Origin of the sequence: Agrobacterium larrymoorei (genome assembly GCF_030819275.1) — a bacterium.
Lineage (GTDB): Bacteria > Pseudomonadota > Alphaproteobacteria > Rhizobiales > Rhizobiaceae > Agrobacterium > Agrobacterium larrymoorei_B.
Genome location: NZ_JAUTBL010000002.1, coordinates 2,481,770 through 2,501,741 on the forward strand (window position 1 = coordinate 2,481,770; position 19,972 = coordinate 2,501,741).

General features: G+C 61.5%; 15 protein-coding genes and 1 pseudogene. 7 read left to right on the forward strand and 9 right to left on the reverse strand.

The window, feature by feature from the left end:
• The first annotated feature begins 221 nt into the window (after positions 1-221).
• From glgX to QE408_RS20685, 3 genes are read left to right on the forward strand one after another with little or no spacing between them, the layout of a single operon-like run.
• Positions 222-2,180, forward strand: a complete 1,959-nt coding sequence (gene glgX, locus QE408_RS20675; RefSeq protein WP_306934369.1) for a glycogen debranching protein GlgX — start codon at positions 222-224, stop codon at positions 2,178-2,180.
• 56 nt (positions 2,181-2,236) lie between these two features.
• Positions 2,237-2,719: a MaoC family dehydratase gene (locus QE408_RS20680; RefSeq protein WP_306934370.1), complete on the forward strand. Its 483-nt coding sequence runs from the start codon at positions 2,237-2,239 to the stop codon at positions 2,717-2,719.
• A gap of 23 nt (positions 2,720-2,742) precedes the next feature.
• Positions 2,743-3,780 carry a DUF2332 domain-containing protein gene (locus QE408_RS20685; protein WP_306934371.1) on the forward strand — a complete coding sequence of 346 codons (1,038 nt, stop codon included), beginning with the start codon at positions 2,743-2,745 and terminating at the stop codon, positions 3,778-3,780.
• Between the two features lie 46 nt (positions 3,781-3,826).
• On the opposite strand, the gene QE408_RS20690 is transcribed toward QE408_RS20685, so the two are convergent.
• Positions 3,827-4,534 (reverse strand): nucleotidyl transferase AbiEii/AbiGii toxin family protein, encoded by a 708-nt coding sequence (locus QE408_RS20690; RefSeq protein WP_306934372.1) that lies wholly within the window; start codon positions 4,532-4,534, stop codon positions 3,827-3,829.
• 3 nt (positions 4,535-4,537) lie between these two features.
• A complete protein-coding gene (locus QE408_RS20695; RefSeq protein WP_306934373.1) occupies positions 4,538-4,741 on the reverse strand; it encodes a hypothetical protein in 204 nt (67 codons plus the stop codon).
• A gap of 303 nt (positions 4,742-5,044) precedes the next feature.
• Here QE408_RS20695 and QE408_RS20700 point away from each other — a divergent pair, with 303 nt between their 5' ends.
• Positions 5,045-6,415, forward strand: coding sequence for an APC family permease (locus QE408_RS20700; protein WP_306934374.1), 1,371 nt, complete (start codon positions 5,045-5,047; stop codon positions 6,413-6,415).
• A 76-nt stretch (positions 6,416-6,491) separates the two neighbouring features.
• Positions 6,492-7,124, forward strand: a complete 633-nt coding sequence (locus tag QE408_RS20705; RefSeq protein ID WP_306934375.1) for a LysE family translocator — start codon at positions 6,492-6,494, stop codon at positions 7,122-7,124.
• 123 nt (positions 7,125-7,247) lie between these two features.
• Here QE408_RS20705 and QE408_RS20710 read toward each other — a convergent pair whose 3' ends face one another.
• From QE408_RS20710 to QE408_RS20725, 4 genes are all read right to left on the reverse strand, one after another.
• The gene (locus QE408_RS20710; RefSeq protein WP_306934376.1) at positions 7,248-7,796 is read right to left on the reverse strand and encodes a sarcosine oxidase subunit gamma; all 549 of its coding nucleotides are present in this window, start codon (positions 7,794-7,796) and stop codon (positions 7,248-7,250) included.
• Positions 7,789-10,749, reverse strand: a complete 2,961-nt coding sequence (locus tag QE408_RS20715; RefSeq protein ID WP_306934377.1) for a sarcosine oxidase subunit alpha — start codon at positions 10,747-10,749, stop codon at positions 7,789-7,791. Before QE408_RS20715 ends, QE408_RS20710 begins: the two co-directional genes overlap by 8 nt.
• Complete coding sequence (locus QE408_RS20720; protein WP_062427833.1) at positions 10,746-11,060, reverse strand: sarcosine oxidase subunit delta; 315 nt, start codon at positions 11,058-11,060, stop codon at positions 10,746-10,748. Before QE408_RS20720 ends, QE408_RS20715 begins: the two co-directional genes overlap by 4 nt.
• Before the next feature lie 156 nt (positions 11,061-11,216).
• Positions 11,217-12,470: a sarcosine oxidase subunit beta family protein gene (locus QE408_RS20725; RefSeq protein ID WP_062427831.1), complete on the reverse strand. Its 1,254-nt coding sequence runs from the start codon at positions 12,468-12,470 to the stop codon at positions 11,217-11,219.
• Positions 12,471-12,777: 307 nt separating this feature from the next.
• On the opposite strand from QE408_RS20725, the gene rpsU reads away from it, so the two are divergent.
• On the forward strand, positions 12,778-13,005 hold the full coding sequence (gene rpsU, locus QE408_RS20730; protein ID WP_027675524.1) for a 30S ribosomal protein S21: 228 nt from the start codon (positions 12,778-12,780) through the stop codon (positions 13,003-13,005).
• A gap of 226 nt (positions 13,006-13,231) precedes the next feature.
• Positions 13,232-14,057: pseudogene (locus QE408_RS20735) on the forward strand (tetratricopeptide repeat protein).
• A 498-nt stretch (positions 14,058-14,555) separates the two neighbouring features.
• Here QE408_RS20735 and QE408_RS20740 read toward each other — a convergent pair.
• From QE408_RS20740 to QE408_RS20750, 3 genes are read right to left on the reverse strand one after another with little or no spacing between them, the layout of a single operon-like run.
• Positions 14,556-17,645, reverse strand: coding sequence for an efflux RND transporter permease subunit (locus QE408_RS20740; protein ID WP_306934378.1), 3,090 nt, complete (start codon positions 17,643-17,645; stop codon positions 14,556-14,558).
• A complete protein-coding gene (locus QE408_RS20745; RefSeq protein WP_306934379.1) occupies positions 17,642-18,724 on the reverse strand; it encodes an efflux RND transporter periplasmic adaptor subunit in 1,083 nt (360 codons plus the stop codon). The genes QE408_RS20740 and QE408_RS20745 overlap by 4 nt, the downstream gene beginning before the upstream one ends.
• Positions 18,721-19,797 carry an efflux RND transporter periplasmic adaptor subunit gene (locus QE408_RS20750; protein WP_306934380.1) on the reverse strand — a complete coding sequence of 359 codons (1,077 nt, stop codon included), beginning with the start codon at positions 19,795-19,797 and terminating at the stop codon, positions 18,721-18,723. The genes QE408_RS20745 and QE408_RS20750 overlap by 4 nt, the downstream gene beginning before the upstream one ends.
• Positions 19,798-19,972 lie beyond the last annotated feature (175 nt).

Below are 19,972 nucleotides of genomic sequence, written 5' to 3' on the forward strand. Positions count from 1 at the left end.
AAGGCAAGCTCCCGCCTCATATCGAGCTTGGTGAGTGAAGAAACCTTCTCACGGAGGTAGCGAGAAAAGCGAGCGGCCAACACCAACCCGATCTCCCCCCTTGAGGGGGAGATGTCCGGCAGGACAGAGGGGGGTCCTAAAGAATCAGCCCCGACGCAACTGCCCCACCAACAAGACCGCGGCGCAAGCCCCCACCCACAAACCACCAAAGGGACCAGCCCATGCCAAACCAAGCCGCTTTCCCCCAAGGTGCAGTTCCCTCAACCGCAGGCACCGAGTTCTCCGTCTACTCCCAGCACGCCACCAAGCTCGAACTCTGCCTCTACGACGCAACCGGCAACACCGAAACCGCCCGCCTCCTCATGCAACGGGGCGAAGACGGCATCCACCGTCTCACCGTCCCACAGGCCACAATCGGCACCCGCTACGGCTACCGCGCCCACGGCACCTATACGCCGGATCAGGGCCTCTGGTTCGACCCGGCCAAGCTGCTGCTCGATCCTTACGCGACCACGATCGATCGTCCGTTCCAGAACCACAAAAGCCTCTTCACCTTCGGCGAAGACACCGCCACCGTCATGCCCAAGGCGGTCGTCTCCAACGACACGCCCGTCACGCCGGAACCGCCCCGCTTCACCCGCACCGGCCTCATCTACGAAGTCGCGGTCAAGCCCTTCACCATGCTGCATCCAGAGGTGCCGGAAGCGATCCGTGGCACGGTCGCAGCACTTGCCCATCCCGCCATCATTGCGCATCTGCAAAAGATCGGCGTCAGCGCCGTCGAACTCATGCCGATCACCGCCTGGATTGACGAGCGGCACCTACCGCCGCTCGGCCTCACCAATGGCTGGGGTTACAACCCCGTCGGCTTCATGGCGCTCGACCCACGGCTTTGCCCCGGCGGCATAGCGGAACTGCGTGATACGGTCGCCAAGCTGCACGAGGCAGGCATTGGCACCATCCTCGATCTCGTCTTCAACCATACCGGCGAGAGCGACCGCTTCGGCTCGACGCTGTCGCTGCGCGGGCTCGACAACCTGACCTATTATCGCCATCTGCCGAACGATCCCGGCACGCTGATCAACGACACCGGCACCGGCAACACGCTCGCCTGCGATCACCCACAGGTCCGCCATCTCGTCATCGAAACGCTCCGCCATTTCGTCATCCATGCGGGCATCGACGGCTTCCGCTTCGATCTCGCTCCCGTGCTTGGCCGCACGGCGCAGGGCTTCGATCCGCAAAGCGAAACCTTGCGCCAGATGCACGAGGACCCGCTTCTTGCCGATCGGATACTAATCGCCGAACCCTGGGATATCGGCCCCGGCGGCTACCAACTCGGCAACTTCCCCGCCTCCTTCCTTGAATGGAACGATCGCGCCCGCGACGATATCCGGCGTTATTGGCGAGGCGACGATCACACAATGGGGGCGCTTGCCGATGCGCTGGCCGGTTCCGCCCCGCTCTTTTCGCGCAATGGGCAAATGGAAACCCGCAGCGTTAACTTCATCGCCGCCCATGACGGCTTCACGCTTTTCGATCTCGTCTCCCACGCCCACAAGCACAACGAGGCGAATGGCGAGGAGAACCGCGACGGCCACAACGACAACCACTCCTGGAACAACGGCGTCGAAGGCCTGACCGACGATGCCTCAGTCAACGCCGCCCGCGTCGCGGACATCAAGGCGCTGCTCGCCACCCTCTTCGTGACGCGCGGCACGGTGATGCTGACGGCGGGTGATGAAGGCGGGCGCAGCCAGCGGGGCAACAACAATGCCTATGCCCAGGATAACGCGATCACCTGGGTGGATTGGGCAGCGCTCTCGCCGGACCTGATTGATCACACTGCCTTTCTGGCGAAGCTTCGCCAGCGCTTCGCAGCCTTCAGCGAAAGCAGTTTCTTCTCGCCCGACAGCGGCGAGATCGAATGGCTGTCCCCCTTGGGCGACCCCATGCGCGATGAGGACTGGAACCGCGCCGATGCTACGACCTTCGCCATGGTGCTGAAGACGCTGGACAGAGAGACCGGCAAGACCGTGCGCCTCGCCACCCTCTTCAACCGCAGCCGCAGCGCCATCCCCTTCACCCTCAAGGGTGACGGCTGGAAGCCGCTCGGCGTTGATTTCGGCGTGCCCGCCTGGCTGCCGCCCCGCTCCGTCGTCTTCTATCTTGGTGATTGATTGCCGCCTCAAGGCCGTCCTATAACGGAATTCGATTTTTAAAAGAAAGAGTTGCCGTGAAAGACGTATCGCTTGCTGAGGTAAAGGGTTTGGTCGGCACGGAAGTGGGCGTGTCGGACTGGATCACCGTCGACCAGGCCATGATCGATGCCTTTGCACGGGCAACGCTGGATGACCAGTTCATCCACACAGACCCGGAACGCGCCAAGGCCGAAAGCCCGTTCGGCGGCACGATTGCCCATGGCTTCCTGACGCTCTCGCTGCTCTCTGCCATGAATTACAGTGCCCTGCCGAATATCCGCGAGCAGACCATGGGCATCAATTACGGCTTCGAGAAAATCACCTTCGTCTCGCCGGTCAAGAGCGGCGCGCGTGTGCGTGGGCGCTTCACCCTGGCCGAGGCCCGCTTTCGCGGCGGCGCCATGCTGATGATGACCTATGACGTGGCGGTCGAGATCGAAAACGAAAAGAAGCCTGCACTCACCGCCCGCTGGATCACCATCTCCCAGTTCGACCCGAAGGACAGGCCCGAAGACTGAGCAACGCGTTCAACGGAGAAGTCATGCCCGAAGCAATCGTTCGAGCGGCGTTCCTGACCCAGGCAGACGCCTTCGACGGCCTGGGCTCACCCTTTACCGCAAGGCTGTGCCGGCTGCTCTCCGAAAAGCTGGAACCCACCCACGGCGCCGTCGCCCATACCCTCCTCACCTGGCCTGGCCCACCCGGCCCCAGTGACGATTCCGTGCCGCTGCGTATCGCAGGCGCGCTGCATGCGCTGGTGCTCTCAGAAAGAATAAGCCCGCTCACCGAACTCCCCGACAACGCCCTCTGGCCCGCAGTTCAGCAAGCGTTCCAGCAGCACGAGGCCTTCATCCTCAAGCGTCTGACATCGCCACCCCAGACCAACGAGGTCCGCCGTTCCGCCGCCCTGCTGCCCGGCCTCTTCATCGTCGCAGAGCGCACCGGCAAACCGCTGATCCTCTCCGAAGTCGGCGCAAGCGTCGGACTCAATCTCCAACTCGATCGCTATCGCTACCGCCTCGGCGAAACGGAATGGGGACCGGAAAGCGCCGTTGTCCTCTCTCCCGAATGGCGCGGTACGGCGTCATCGGCCCCGAGCAGTTTCACCGTCCTCGACCGCGCCGGCTGCGATCTCAACCCCTTGAACCCTTCGTCGCCCGACGACCGCCTGCGCCAGCTCTCCTATATCTGGGCCGACCAGAAAGACCGGCTTGAGCGGACGCAAAATGCGCTCAGCATCGCTGCGGAAAACCACTTACAGGTGGAAAAGGCAGACGCCATCGACTGGCTGGCAAAGCGCTTGGCCGAGCCCCGTCAAGGTGCGGCGCATGTCATTTTCCACTCCGTCGCCTGGCAATATTTCCCCGACGCCCTCAAACAGAAGGGTGAAGCGCTGATCGCCGAGGCTGGAAAACGCGCAACCCCAGACGCCCCTCTCGCCCGCTTCCAGATGGAAGGCGACGGCCAACCGCGAGGTGCAGCCCTGACCCTGCAAATCTGGCCCACGGGTGAGAAGCAGGAGATCGGCCGAGCCGACTTTCACGGGCGCTGGGTGGAATGGCGCGGATGGGTGGGGTAGCCGTCAGATCACACGCCACCCAAAACCCACGCGTTGATCGGACCACTCAATCGAGTTTGCCGTCAACATCCGAATTCACGTGAGCAGACAACACCCTCGGTGCCAGCTGCCGGTCCATCTGCATCGCATCCATGCAGGCGGTCAGCCAATCCCTGTCCTGAATGAGCGCGACAGCCTTTGCATAAGCGCGGTCGACTGTATCACCATAGGCCCCTCGGGCCTTCTGCCAAGCCGTGACAGGAATCTCGCCCCATTGCGCGATCATCATCGACAAATCGATGATATCTCTGCTGTAGACGGCTTTGTCCGGCCAGCGATCTGCATTCGCAAGAAGTTTCTCGGCGAACATATCGCTTCTGTCGAGCACCGGCACACCGTAGCGCGCGTCCATCTGGCCCGAAAGGTCGATACGACCTTCGCGCACGATCTCCAACTTGATCCGGGCATCCTCCACCTGCACGAAGGTGCGAATGCCATATTGATCGGCCCGCATCTCTCGCAATGCCAGCACCTGCGCTCCAACTTTAGTCAATCCTGATAATTGCTGCGACCACACGGCTTCACGAAGCAGCCTGTAGCCTTCCTGTGATGCGCAGAGAAGGTCGATATCGACACTCTCACGATATTCATCAAGGCTGAGAACGATCGCTGTGCCGCCGCCGAAGAAACATTCAGCGCGTTCCAGCAGAGCTCCATCAAGGGCATTTAGTACCGTCAGAACGGCGTTGTGATGCGGACGGCGGAAAAGGGTCATGCGTCAGGATGCTATCAGCAAGGGGCCGTATCGCTCAACCAGATCGTTGATCAGCGCCTGCTCTTCTTTGGTCAGTGTTTCAACGTCTACGAAGCGCCAGTTGCGCTCGTAGATCGAGAATGCTTCTTCACCCGTCAAACACACATTCGCGTCCCTGTTCCAGCAGAGCATTTGCAATTGCGGATAGTGGCTGACCTGTATCTGCATTATGTCCTCTATAGAAGACGGGCCCGCCATGCAAATAGCTCCGCCCTCTCCTCTCATCATCCTCAATCTTGACTCGAGGATCAATGTCTTCAGTGGCTTATCGATGGTCGGGTCAAGCCCAACCATCCCGGATAAGGCGCGGCTTCAACCGTTCGCCCTCAAGCCGTATCCTCTATGACGGACATCATAAGCCATTCTCGCCCTCAGTTCCAGCATAAGCGCCTGATCCTATTTGCTCTTGTATTGTGGGAACTTTCCTCACAGCCCTCGCATTAACGCCGTTATTGTTCGGGGGAACTCCATATGGCGCATAACGTCACGCAACCGGATGATGCAGGCGAGCAAAGCACGGAGCTCAAACGCGTCATGGGGCCGGGTCTGCTTCTTCTCTTCATCGTCGGCGATATTCTCGGGACCGGCATCTATGCACTGACCGGACAGGTCGCCGCCGAAGTCGGCGGGGTCGTCTGGCTGCCCTTTCTCATTGCCTTTGGTGTGGCGCTGCTCACCGCCTGCAGCTATCTTGAACTGGTAACGAAATATCCGCGCGCTGCAGGAGCTGCGCTCTATACGCACAAGGCCTTCGGCGTTCACTTCATCACCTTTCTGGTGGCCTTCACCGTCATGTCGTCCGGTGTCACCTCCGCCTCGACGGCTTCCCGCGCCTTCGCCGCCAACTTTGCCACGCTGACCGGCTTTGATTTCGGCGGCTTTGGCGTGACCGGCATTGCCATTGCTTTCATCGTGGCGGTCGCGCTGATCAATTTCCGCGGCGTCGGTGAAAGCGTGAAGATGAATGTGGTACTGACCGTCGTCGAACTGACGGGCCTGCTGCTGATCATCGGCATCGGTTTCTGGGCGATCGGCAATGGTCAGGGCGATGTCTCGCGCGCCTGGACTTTCGAGCCAGCGGGCGAGCATGGCGTCATCTGGTCGGTGGTGGCCGCAACGACGCTTGCCTTCTTCGCCATGGTCGGCTTCGAGGATTCCGTCAACATGGCCGAAGAGTGCAAGCAGCCCGCCCGCATCTTCCCGAAAGTGCTGCTCGGCGGCCTCGTCATCACCGGCGTCATCTATATTCTGGTTGCCATTTCCGCCATCACCCTCGTCCCCGCCGCCGAACTCGGCGAAGGCGAAACACCTCTGTTGAAAGTGGTGCAGGCGGGCGCTCCCAACTTCCCGATCGGCATCTTCGCCGTCGTCACCATGTTCGCGGTCGCCAATTCCGCCCTGATCAACATGATGATGGCAAGCCGCCTGATCTATGGCATGAGCCGCGAAGGCGTGCTTCCACCAGCGCTCGGCAAAGTCCATTCCGGCCGCCGTACACCCTTTGTGGCGATCATCTTCACCTCGCTGATCGCGGTCGGCCTCATCGCCTTTGCCGGTGGTGTTCCGGCTCTCGGCGGCACCACGGCCCTCCTGCTGCTTGGCGTCTTCACCATCGTCAATGTCGCGGTGCTGGTGCTGCGCAAGGACAAGGTGGCCCACAAGCACTTCCGCACGCCCACCATCCTGCCGGTGCTGGGCGCCATCAGCTGCTTCTTCCTCGTCGGCCCATGGACCGGACGCGATCCGGTGCAATATTCGATTGCGGCAGTGCTGCTCCTGATCGGTGTCGTCCTGTGGGCAGCAACGGTAGGCTTCATGCGGGTACAGGCAAAGTCGGCTTAGCGGCACAACAACGCTTGCTATCTGCGTCGCCCATGATAGATCGGAATTCCGGCCTCATTTTCAAAAGGAAAATACCATGCCGGAATTCCCCACCCTCATGCTCTTTGCCGCCGCAGCCCTGGTGCTGACGGCAACACCTGGCCCTGATATGCTGCTGATCGCCTCGCGCAGTGTCAGCCAGGGCCGCTCCGCAGGTTTCTTGACCTATGCCGGAATAGCCGCCGGGACCTATTGCCACGCGATTGCCGCAGCCTTGGGCCTCTCGAAATTGTTTCTGACCGTGCCGGTCGCCTACGAGATCGTCCGCTGGGCGGGCTGTACCTATCTGTTTTATCTTGCCGTCAAAACTGTGCGCTCACAGGGCGCGGGCTTTTCGCCCACAACCGGACTGAAACGACTATCTTCAAGACGGATTTTTCTGGAGGGTCTCGCCACCAACATCCTCAACCCGAAAATGGCGCTCTTCGTTCTGGCGCTCTTCCCGCAATTCATCAATCCGGATGGCAATGCGCTCGTCTTCCAGATGGTGATCCTCGCCACCATCCTGAACGGCATCGGCTTTCTGGTGAATGGCACCGTGATTCTTCTTGGCAGCAACATCCGCCAGCGGCTTTCCGGTATCCGCCGCTTTCCCAGACTGCCGCAATATCTGCTGGCAGGGGTTTTTGCCGGGCTCGCCTGCCGTCTGGCGCTGGGATCAAGGCAGTAGAAAGAACGGCACGGAGAGGCGCGTCAGGACGAGGGTCAAAACCCAACCTGCATCATCCTCGGGCTCGACCCGAGGATCCATCTTTTCAACGGCTTAGGGCGCCTGAATGACTCAGCACACGCCTCAAGCGTCCCGCGAACCCTCGTCCAGCAGCCCGAACACATAGTCCGCAAAGGAGCGCCAGCACTCCACGCGGAACGTGTCATCCGCCACGCGCAGCAGCACCACTTCCGCCTTGCCGAACACCGTGCGGGTGCAGGCACCCACCGGGAAAGACGCAAGCGACAGGTCCTGCGGGCAGCCGGCATTGATCGTCGTTTCGGCGCCGGGGCCGGAGACGATGATGGCGAGGTTGCGATGGGAGACATCGGTTGCGGAAAACAGGCCGGTGGTGCCGGAAAGGGCTGCCATCAGGTCGGCTTCGCCCTGGTCGATGACCAGCCACTCATCCGGGCCGATCCACAGCGCCGAGCGCAGTCCCGAGGTCGCAGAGGTTTTCGGGCGTGTCGGCAGGGCAAGTTCGAGCGCCTGGGACACGGCTTCGATCGCCTCTAGCCGCGCGCGCAGCACCAGCCGGTAGGCCGGTGTCGCAGGCTTGATGGAGGCTCCGGCGGAACCGCCATGGACGCCATCGAGAACGAATGTACGCTTTGCTGTTGCCAAATCAGCCATTGATCCGGCCTCCTTCCTTGTCGAAGAACACCATGTCCGTCACCTCGACTGCAATCGTCTTGTCGGCAAGCGGAATGTAGAGGGTTTCACCCATCCGCGCCCGGCCATCGGCCACCAGACCGAAGGCAATCGCGCGACCAAGATTTTCGGACCAGTAGGACGACGTGACGTGACCGAGCATCGTCATCGGCTTGGGTGCATTCGGATCCACAACGATCTGGCCGCCCTCTTCCGGCACCTCATGCGCGTTCTTCGGCAGAAGACCGACGAGCTGCTTGCGACCGCTGCGGGTCAGATCCGGGCGCTGCAGGCCGCGAATACCGACGAAATCCGTCTTCTTCTTGGAGACAGCCCAGCCAAGGCCGGCATCGTCAGGCGTCACCGTGCCGTCGGTATCCTGGCCGACGATGATGTAGCCCTTTTCGGCGCGCAGCACGTGCATCGTCTCGGTGCCGTAGAGGCAGCCGCCAACCGCTTTCGCCCGCTCTGCAATGGCCTGCCACACGGCCGGGCCGTAATCCGCTGGCACGTTGACTTCGAAGCCGAGTTCGCCGGTAAACGACACGCGGAAAAGGCGCGTCGGCACACCGCAGATCTTGCCTTCGGCCACCGCCATATGCGGGAAGGCTTCCGGCGACAGATCGATGCCTTCGACGAGCGGCGCAATCACCTCGCGTGCCTTCGGTCCCTGCACCGCAATCACCGCCCATTGTTCGGTGGCAGACGTCAGCCAAACGTTGAGATGCGGGAATTCCGTCTGCAGGTAGTCTTCCATGTGGTGCAGCACGCGCGGCGCGCCGCCCGTCGTCGTCGTCACGTGGAAGCGGTCTTCCGCCATACGACCGACAACACCGTCATCATAGACGAAGCCGTCTTCGCGGGTCATGATGCCATAGCGGCAGCGACCGGGCTTCAGCGTGTCCCAGGCATTGGTGTAGAGCAGGTTGAGGAACTTCGCCGCATCCGGGCCAACCACCTCGATCTTGCCGAGCGTGGAGGCATCGAAGACGCCGACGCTTTCGCGCACCGTCTTGCATTCGCGGTTGACCGCCTCATGCATGTCTTCGCCGGGACGCGGATAGTACCAGGCGCGCTTCCAGTTGCCGACATCCTCGAAGGCGGCACCTTCTGCTTCTTCCAGAGCATGCATCGGCGTCTTGCGGGCCGGGTCGAACAGCTTGCCGCGCGAATGGCCGACCAGCGTACCGAAGGTCACGGGCGTATAGGGCGCACGGAAGGTGGTGAGACCGACCTTCGGCAGATCGCGGCCCAGCGCTTCCGATGCGATGGCAAGGCCATGCATGTTGGACATCTTGCCCTGGTCGGAGGCCATGCCGTTGGTGGTGAAGCGCTTGATGTGCTCGATGGAGTGCATGCCTTCGCGCACGGCCAGACGGATATCCTTGGCGCAGACATCGTGCTGGAAGTCGATGAAGGCCTTGACACTGTGGTCGGCACCCGCACCTTCGGCAGCGCCGATCATGCCGCCCGTCCAGGTGTTGGCGTTGCTGCCGGAGATGGCAACCTCGCCACCGCCAGCCGCAGCCGCTTCGGAAAGCAGCGCGGAGAGATCGTCTGTGCCGTTGCAGGCGCCGATGGACACGCCATCCTGCACATGCACATCGGGCAGGAAGCGCTGGTTGGCCGCATCATATTTCAGCTTGCCGCGGGACTGCGAGAAGAGATGCACCGATGGCGTCCAGCCGGCAGACACGATCAGCGCATCGACAGCAATCTTGCGCTTGCCCGAGCCGCCATTGCGGCCAACCGTCATGGAGGTGACGCGAAGACGGCCTGCCGTATCAAAGACGCTGTGGCCGGCCAGAACCTCGATGCCAAGCGCGCGTGCCTCGTCCAGAAGCTTCGTGCTCGGGTTCGGGCGGCAATCGACGATCGCCGCGATCTTGACACCGGCGCGCTTCAGGTCGAAGGCCGCCTCATAGGCGCTGTCATGGGCGGTGTAGACACCAACATTGTGGCCGACAGCCACGCCATACTGGTTGAGATAGGTGCGCGCGGCGGACGCCAGCATGATGCCGGGGCGGTCGTTATTGGCGAACACCATGTGGCGCTCGATAGCGCCGGTCGCCATCACCACCTTCTTGGCGCGCACCTGCCACAGGCGCTCGCGCGGCTCATGCAGGGCCGGGCTTGCCAGGTGGTCGGTCACGCGCTCGGCCAGGCCGATGAAGTTGTGGTTGTAGTAGCCGAAGACGGTGGTGCGGGTCAGCACGTCCACATTCGGCATGGCCTTCAGCTCGGCCAAAACCGACTGCGCCCAGTCATAGCCGTTCTTGCCGTCGATCACGGTGCCGCTTTCAAAGCGCAGCGCACCGCCAACCGTCGGGTTCTCATCGACCAGAATGACCTTGGCGCCGGTCTTGGCTGCAGAAAGAGCCGCCGTCAGACCGGCAGCGCCGCCACCGGCCACCATCACGTCGCAATGGGCAAAGCGGCTGGCATATTGATCGGTGTCGCCCTGCTTCGGCGCACTGCCGAGACCGGCGGCGCGGCGGATGATCGGCTCATAAAGCTTGTGCCATGCGGCCTTCGGCCACATGAAGGTCTTGTAGTAGAAGCCTGCCGCAAAGAAGGGCGAGAAGAAATCGTTGATCGCACCGACATCGAAGGACAGCGACGGATAGCGGTTCTGCGACGAGACGATCGCGCCATCGAAGACTTCCTGCACCGTGGCGCGCACATTCGGCTGGCGGCGGGACGCATCGCGCGACACGTCGATCAGCGCATTTGGCTCTTCCGGACCGGCGGAAAGAAAGCCGCGCGGACGGTGATACTTGAACGAGCGTCCGATGAGGTGAACGCCATTGGCAAGCAGCGCCGAGGCAACCGTATCGCCCTGAAGCGCCGTATAGCTCTTGCCGTCGAAGTTGAAGCGGGCGGTGCGGGCAGGCGTCAGGCGGCCTGCACCCTTGATACGGTAAGCGCCGCTCATCGGGCTGCTCCTTCGCTGGAGGAGAGAAGCGAAGCCTCGTCCGGCTTCGGCTCGCCCGCCTTATATGTCAGGTGGAACTTGTCGGTCACCGAATGGCGCGCCGCATTGAAGAAGCGGCCGCAGCCATGGATATGGCGCCAGCGCTCATAGACCATGCCCTTGTCGTTATCGCGCATGAAGAAATATTCGGCAAATTCCTCATCGGAAATACCGGCAATGTTTTCCGGGCGGGCGATATGCGCCTCACCAGCCCAGCGGAACTCCAGTTCAGAGCGTTCTTCTTCGCAATATGGACAACGGATCAGCAGCATGATGGTCCCTCAAGGAGAGCTTGCCGGAACCATCGTTCCGGCGGGTTGGTCACACAGGCGCTTTCCCATGGTGATGTAGGGGGAGAGCCTGCTTGTCAGATATTCAAAATTCGCGGAGGGCCGAAGCGCGTCGCTTCGCCCCTTGACGCAACGTCGTCAATGGGCAACCGCCGCGGCTGCCGCCTCGTCGATCAACCGGCCGGTGCGAAACCGGTCGAGGTTAAGACCCGCCGCCAGCCGATGCGGCTCGCCGCGCGCAATCAGATGCGCGAAGAGATGCGCCGAACCCGGCGTGGCCTTGAAGCCGCCCGTGCCCCATCCGCAATTGACGAAGAGGTTCGGAACCGGTGTCACGCTCTGGATGGCCGAGCGATCCGGTGTGTTGTCGGTGATGCCGCCCCACTGGCGCATCATCTTCACACGCCGGAAGATCGGGAAGAGTTCGCAGATGGCGTCCAGCGTATGGGTGATGATCTGCAAGCCGCCGGTCTGCGAATAGGAATTGTACTGGTCGGTACCGGCACCGATCACCAGCTCGCCCTTGTCGGACTGCGAGATATAGGCATGCACGGTGTTGGACATCACCACGCAGGGGAAGATCGGCTTCAACGGCTCGGAGACCAGCGCCTGCAACGGGTTGGAGGCAAGCGGCACGCGCACATCGGCCATCTTCATGATGACGGAGGAATGACCGGCAGCGGACACGCCGATCTTCTTCGCGCCGATGAAGCCGCGATTGGTTTCCACACCCGTCACCGCGCCATCGGGACCGCGACGGATCGCGGTAACTTCGCAGTTCTGGATGATGTGGACGCCGCGATCGGACGCCGCACGGGCATAGCCCCAGGCCACCGCGTCGTGACGCGCCGTGCCGCCACGGCGTTGAAGGGCCGCGCCATTGATGGCGTAGCGGGCGTTCGCGGAAATATCGAGCGGCGGACAGTAGGCCTTGGCCTCTTCCGGCGTCAGCCATTCATTGTCGATGCCATAGAGGCGGTTGGCATTGATATGGCGCTTGAAGGACTGCTGGTCATGCACATTGTGCGACAGCATCATCACGCCGCGTGCCGAATACATGACGTTGTAGTTCAGGTCCTGGCTCAAGCCTTCCCACAATTTGAGGGAGTGCTCGTACATATCCATGCTCTCTTCATAGAGATAGTTCGAGCGGATAATCGTGGTGTTGCGGCCGGTATTGCCGCCGCCGAGCCAGCCCTTTTCCAGAACCGCAATATTGGTGATGCCATGTTCCTTGGCCAGATAATAAGCGGCACCGAGACCATGGCCGCCGCCACCGATGATGATGACGTCATATTCCTTGCGCGGCTCGGGAGACGCCCACTGGGCATCCCATCCCTTGTGGGCGCGCATTGCCTCGCGAGCCACGGCAAAAACAGAAAATTTGCGCATTCGCAAGCAACTCCCTGAAGACACGCTGGATTATTCCGGCTGAGACCTATGAATGGCAAATATGCGCAGTGTGCAGTGTTCATTTTGCGACGCCGCAACATGATTGTTTTGACATGCGCCATAACTTTCTTGGCACCCCTTGTATTTTCGCCAAGAGACACAGTTAACGGCTGGACTTCAGGGAAACGATCTGATATTGCACCTCACCAATCGCGCGGCCAACCCGGCCACACGAACGATTTTTTGTTTGCCTGCGAATGCCTTTATTCGCATGGCAAGATAACCAACCTAAAGGAACGGGATTCACGTGCAGGTACTAGTCCGCGATAACAACGTTGATCAGGCGCTTCGCGCTCTCAAGAAGAAGATGCAGCGCGAAGGTATCTTCCGCGAAATGAAGATGCGCGATTACTACGAGAAGCCTTCGCAGAAGCGCGCTCGCGAAAAGGCTGAAGCCGTTCGCCGCGTTCGCAAGCTGGCTCGCAAGCGCATGCAGCGCGAAGGTCTGATTGCTGCTCCACGCGCGAGCCGTTAATAGGCCGTCTTTTCGACGTTTTTGAATGCTTATGGGGCGGGGGCGATTTTTTCGCCGCCGCTCTTTGACTTTGCGCCTATCTGAATTCGCTTGCACGATCGGGCCTTGCATAATTGGCTCCGCATGATCAGCCTTGAGAGGGAACCCATATCGCATGAACGCTGTTGATACCCGTGAATCCAGACGTCCTTCCGCCCTCTCCCACGGCGTATCTCAGAGAAAAACCATGCGGCTTTCGTCCACCCTCATCCTCTGCGGCATGGTTGCGGCTCTTGCCGGCTGCGCCACCACCACCCAGACGAACGACGTGTTCCAGATCGACCGCGCCCAAGGGTCTGAGCAGAACATCGCCTCGCTGACGTCGGTCATCAATGCCAACCCGCAGGATCCCGAAGGCTACAACGTCCGTGGCTCGGCCTACGGTCGCGCCGGTGACTCCAAGCGCGCCATTGCCGACTTCAATCAGGCCCTGCAGCTCAACCCGCGCTTCTACCAGGCCTATGCGAACCGCGCGCTCGTCTACCGCAATATGGGCCAGCAGCAGCAGGCGCTTCAGGACTACAACAGCGCGCTGCAGATCAATCCGAATTACGACGTGGCGCTCATCGGCCGCGGCAATCTCTACCGCCAGACAGGCCGCACCAACGAAGCCTTCAACGACTTCACCGCCGCCATCAACACCGACACGACCGATGGCCGCGCCTATCACAATCGCGGCCTGATCTACCCAGCTGCGCAACCAGCACAGCCAGGCGATCGAAGACTTCTCCAAGGCCATCTCGCTCTCGCCCAACTCGCCCGAGCCCTATAATGGCCGCGGCATTTCCTACGTGGCGCTGAACGACGACGAAAACGCCTTCGCCGATTTCAACCACGCTATCGCGCTGGATGACAGCCGTGCGGAATCATGGGCCAACCAGGCGCTGGTCTATGAGCGCCGCGGCGAACGCGACAAGGCGCTGAAGTCCTACAACCACGCCGCCCGCCTCGACCCCAAATACAAGCCCGCCGTCGACGGCCTCGCCCGCATGCGCGGCGCTGGCGCGTCGTAAGCGTTCCTCCGAACGCCATCCGTCCTTCCGGACGCCACAGTCGAAGACGCCAATGGCTCTTCTTCCGTGTACTCTGTCATATGAGGCAGGCGGGTTTCCTTCCGCGCGACGTTGATGCGAAGCTGAACCCCTCCTCCCCGTCATCCTCGCCCTTGAGGCGAGGATCCACGACCCGACCGCTAAGCACTTGGAAACATGGATCCTCGGGTCAAACCCGAGGATGACGTTCGAGAGGTTTTCTCTTTCGGTCGCCCCACCTCTGTTCTTTCTGGTGGCTCTGCCCGAGGGGTGCCGCCCCCCCTCTGTCCTGCCGGACATCTCCCCCTCAAGGGGGGAGATTGGCAAGAGAGATGCTCCCCATTTCATCATCAACGTCGACGAAGTGCGAGAACTCGCCACGAGTCGATCTCCCCCCTTGAGGGGGAGATGTCCGGCAGGACAGAGGGGGGTAAGCCCCAGGATTCAGAACTTAAAAGCGATCGCCTCCAGCTAGTCTTGTCACACCGGCTTGGCGTCGCCTTCGGCCTTCGCCTCTGGCTCAGACTTCTTTTCCTCCGGCTTGATCCGGAACCATGTCACGTAAAGCGCGGGCAGGAAAAGCAGTGTCAGCACCGTGCCAACCACGATACCGCCCATCATCGCATAGGCCATCGGGCCCCAGAAGACTTCGCGTGAGATCGGGATCAGCGCCAGTGTCGCCGCCGCCGCGGTCAGCATGATCGGGCGCATGCGGTGTTCGGTCGCCTCGATCACCGCCTGCCAGGCGGGCATACCTTCCTTGCGCAGATCCTCGATCTGCACGACGAGAATAACCGAGTTTCGGATGAGGATGCCGATCAGCGCCAGAATGCCGAGGATCGCGACAAAGCCCATCGGCGCGTTGCTGAGAAGCAGTGCCGCCACCACGCCGATCAGCGCCGTAGGGGCCACGGCAAAGACCAGGAACAGGCGGCTGAAGCTTTGCAGCTGGATCATCAGGATCGTCGCCATGGCAAAGAGCATCAGCGGTGCGACAGCGGCAATCGGTCCCTGCGCCTCGGCGCTCGATTCCACAGCGCCGCCGATCTCGATCTTGTAGCCCACCGGCAGCGTCTTGATGAACGCATCCACCTGCGGCTGAAGCTGGGTAACGATCGTCGCCGGCTGGGTCGGGCCTTTGATGGCGGCTTTCAGCGTGATGGTCGGGATACGATCGCGCGATGCGATCATGGCCTGTTCCACATCATAGCGCAGATTGGCCACCGCCGAGAGCGGGATCAGCTTCCCGTCCGAGCCTGCAATTTGCAGGTTCTGCAGCGTCTCGATCGAGCCGCGCTCATCGGCCGCCGCACGTCCAATCACGTCGATGAGGTAGATATTGTCGCGCACCTGCGTGGCGCTCGATCCTTCCACGATGCTGTTCAGCACGGTGGCGATATCTTCCGAGCTCACGCCAAGCTGGCGGGCCTTGTCCTGCAAGACATCGACCTTCACCACGCGCGATGGCTCGTTCCAGTCATAGATCATGTTGGTCAAGAGCGGATGCTGGCCGACGACACCGGCAAAGCGCATGGAGATGTCCCGCACCTTCTGGATGTCCGGTCCGCTGATGCGGTACTGCACCGGCTTGCCGACCGGCGGGCCGATATCGAGCAGCTTCACGAAGGCATCGGTGCCGGGGAAGGTCTCGTTCAGATATTTCTGGGAATCGCCGCGCACGCGGTCACGCGCTTCCAGGCTCTTCGGCACGATCACCGTCTGGCCGAAGAAGACGTTCTGGCTCTGCACGTCGAAGGACAGAATGAAGCGCGGCGCGCCCTGCCCCACATAGGTCGTCCAGTGGTCGATATCTGGATTATTGGCGAGCTTGTCCTGCTCGAACTTTGCCATCTGCCGGTTGGTTTCGGCAATCGAGCTGTTCTGCGGCAGGTTCCAGTCGATGATCAGCTCGGGACGGTCGGAGCTTGGAAAGAACTGCTGCTGCACCAGACCCATGCCCGCAACGGACACGCCGAAGACACCGATGGTCAACAGAATGGTCACCCAGCGAAAGCGCATGGCGGTCGTCAGAAGGCCCGAGAAGATGGTCGCAAACCGGCCCTTCTTATCGTGATGCTTCTTCATCTGCTTGGGCAGCATCAAGACGCCGAGAAGCGGTGTGAAGAGCACCGCGACGATCCACGAGACCAGCAGCGAAACCGCAATCACGACAAACAGCGTGAAGGTGAACTCACCCGCCGCACTGCTGTTGAGACCGATCGGGATGAAGCCCGCGACGGTGACGAGCGTACCGGTCAGCATCGGGAAGGCAGTGGACGTATAGACATAGGTCGCCGCCTTGCGCAGATCGTCGCCCGCCTCCAGCCGCGCCACCATCATCTCCACCGCAATCATCGCATCATCCACGAGAAGGCCGAGCGCGATGATCAGCGCGCCAAGCGAAATGCGCTGTAGCGAGATGCCGGAATATTCCATGTAGACGAAGGTGATAGCCAGCACGAGCGGAATGGAAACCGCCACCACCAGACCGGCGCGAAGCCCAAGGCTGATGAAGCTGATAATGAGGACGATCGCCACCGCCTCGAAAAGCGCATGGGTGAAGCCGGAGACCGCCTCCTCCACCACCGCCGGCTGGTCGGACACGCGGTTGACCTCGACGCCGATCGGCAGGTCGGCGACGACCGCCTTGATATGCTCGTCGACGGCCTCACCGAACTCCAGCAGATTGGCACCGGCCCGCATGCCGATGGCAAGACCGATGGCCGGCTTGCCATTATAGCGGAAGAGGGCTGTCGGCGGATCGACATAGCCGCGATGGATCGTCGCCACATCCGTCAGCGGGAAGAAGCGATCATTGACGCGCAGATTGATGGATTCCAGCGCGTTTTCCGAGGCGAATTGCCCGCCCACACGGATGGCGATGCGTTCCGGCCCGGCGGTCACGAAGCCGGATTGCGTCACCGCATTCTGCGCCTGCAAGGTGGCGATGATCGACTGGCGATCGATGCCGAGCGCTGCGATCTTGCGGGTGGAAAATTCCAGATAGATCGCCTCGTCCTGCGCCCCGATGATGTCGACCTTGCCAACATTCTCGATGGTCAGGATCTTGGAGCGCGCATCTTCCACCAGATCGCGCAGCTGGCGCTGGGAAAGCCCGTCGCTGGTAAAGGCAAAGATGTTGCCGAAGACATCGCCGAAGCGATCGTTGAAGAACGGCCCCTGCACGCCGGAGGGAAACTCACCCTTGATATCGGAAATCATGTTGCGGACGCGACGCCACGTTGGCTCCACATCCCGCGCCTTGGTGGTGGGCAGAAGCTCGAGGAAGACGGTTGTCTTGCCGGCTGTGGTTTCGCTGCGGGTATAATCGAGCGATTCCAGCTCCTGCAGCTTCTTCTCGATGCGGTCCGTTACCTGGCGGCTGACCTCTTCCGCCGTCGCGCCCGGCCAGGCGGCGGAGATCACCATGGTCTTGATGGTGAAGTTCGGATCTTCCTCACGCCCGAGATTGAGATAGGAAAACACGCCTGCAATCAGGAAGACGATCATGAAGTAGGAGACGAGCGAGCGGTGCGCCAATGCCCATTCGGAGAGATTGAACTTTTTCACTGTACGCGCTCCTGATCGATGCGAATGGACTGCCCGTCCTCAAGCGAGTTGACGCCTGCAATGACGACACGCTCTCCCGGCTTCACGCCCTCCTTGATGACCACATAGCCATAGGCGTTCGGCGGGCCTTCCAGCACGACCGGGCGAAGCGTCACCTTGGCGGCGGCCTCATCGACGATCCAAACAGCGGTTTGGCTGTCGCGCGTGCGAATGGCCGTTGCGGGCAGCATCAGATTGGGTTTGGAGGCGATACTGGCCGAGGCGCGGATCACCGCACCCAGCCGGAAGGCATCACCCGGATGGTCGAGCGCAATCTTCGTGCGGCGCGTGCGCGTGGCCGTATCGGCCTGCGGCGCGATCTCACGCACCGTGCCCGTCACCCGCACCTGCGGATCGAGTTGCAGAGCAACGTCGAAAGGCGTGCCAAGCTTCAACTGCTCGGCAATGGACTGCGGCACATCGATCACCGCATCGCGCTCATCGGGCTTGGCAATCGTCACCACCACCTGGCCGACGGTCACGACCTGGCCGAGTTCTGCCGAGGTTGCGGTCACCACGCCATCGAATTCGGCGGCAAGCTGGGCGTAACCGAGCTGCTCATTGGCCTTGTTGAGATTGGCCTGCGCCCGCGCAACGGAGGCGCTCGCGGTCTTCAGACCTTGTTCCGCCTCTTCCAGTGCAGCCCGCGTGCCGGAGCGTGTTTCGGCAAGCTGCAACTGGCGCTGCTGCGTGCTCTGCGCATTGCGAAGCTGCGCCTGCGCATTGGAAAGATCCGACTGGGCGCTGCGAACCGCAAGCTCCAGCGACGTCGGATCGATGGTGGCAATGACCTGCCCCTTCTCCACGAGATCGCCGACGCTGACGGTGCGCGAGGTGAGACGCCCCAGCGTGCGAAAACCAAGTTGCGCCTCGAAACGCGGAGTGACCGTACCTGCAAAGCTCAGAGACTGGGTCGGCACTTCCTTCGCCACCACCGAAAGCACGGGGCGCGGTGGCGGCGGAGCCTCGGATTGATCCTCGCTGCAACCCGCAAGCAGCAGCCCCGACAGAAGGAGGGTCGCGATATGGGTTCTCATCATCGTGCTGCCACCTTCTCGAACGCGACCTTTTCATCCGGGCGGAGGAATTTGGCCCCCTCCGCCACGACGCTCTCACCGGGTTTCAGCCCCTGCTTGACGATGAAATGACCCGTTTCATAATCTTCGACCTCGATCACACGCAGCGCCACCTTGGACGAGGCCGGATCGACCACCCAGACGGCAGGCTTGCCATCCTTGGAAGACATCGCCGACCAGGGCAGCACCATCGCGGCCTGCGGCTCATAGAGGAAGTTCCCCTGCACGGCTGCGCCGAGCGGCATCGGAACGTCAACGCCAAGCCCGACCTTCACCTTCACCGTTCCCGTGGAGGAATCGATGGTAGGCGAGATCTCGCGGACCTTCGCCATCACCTGCCGCTCCGGATCGGTAAGAAGCGTGATCTTCACCTCCGGCTGAATTTCGCGTCCGAGGAAGAGCGTTTCCACCACCTCGAAGATCGCATCGCGCGGGCCATCCTGCGCCAGCGTGAAGATGGGCGATGCAGCCTGCGCCACCTGCCCCACTTCGGCATTGCGCGCCGTGATCAACCCATCCTGATCGGCTTTCAGTTCTGTATAGGAGAGCGCCTCCTTGGCGCTGCCAAGCTGCGCCTGCGCCGACCGCTCACTGCCCTGCGCGGTGGAAAGTGCTTCCTGCGCCTGATCAAGTGCCGAGCGTGGCGTCACCTGCGTTTCGAAAAGTTTCTGCTGGCGCGCAAAGGCCAGCTCCGCCTGGATGCGCTGCGCCACAGCGGCCTCAAGATTGGCCTCGGCAACCGCGAGATCCGCCTGCTGCTCTTCCGCATCGATGCGCGCCAGAACCTGGCCCGCTCTCACATGATCGCCGACATCGACCTGACGATCGATGATCTTGCCGCCCACACGGAAGGACAGATCGGTCTCGACGCGCGCGCGGATTTCGCCGGTCACGGCTCCGCCGGACACCACCTGGCTGTTCTCAACCGTCACCACCCGGACCTGGCGCAAGTCCGGTTCTCCTTCGCCTTCCTTTGGACTGCACGCGGTCAAAAAACCTGCGCTCGCAATCAGGAGAACGCTCACAATCTGCTTCATGGGTGGCTGCTTCATGGCTAGGCCTTATCATCGAGATATCGGGATGGCCTATATTTGACTGACTGGAAAGTCAATGATAACTTCTGATCCACGGGACACAAAAAAGCTGTGCGCGGTTTTGCGATAACGATATGCGATAAAACAAAGAACAAAGCGGGCAAGCGACTCTGAAAGA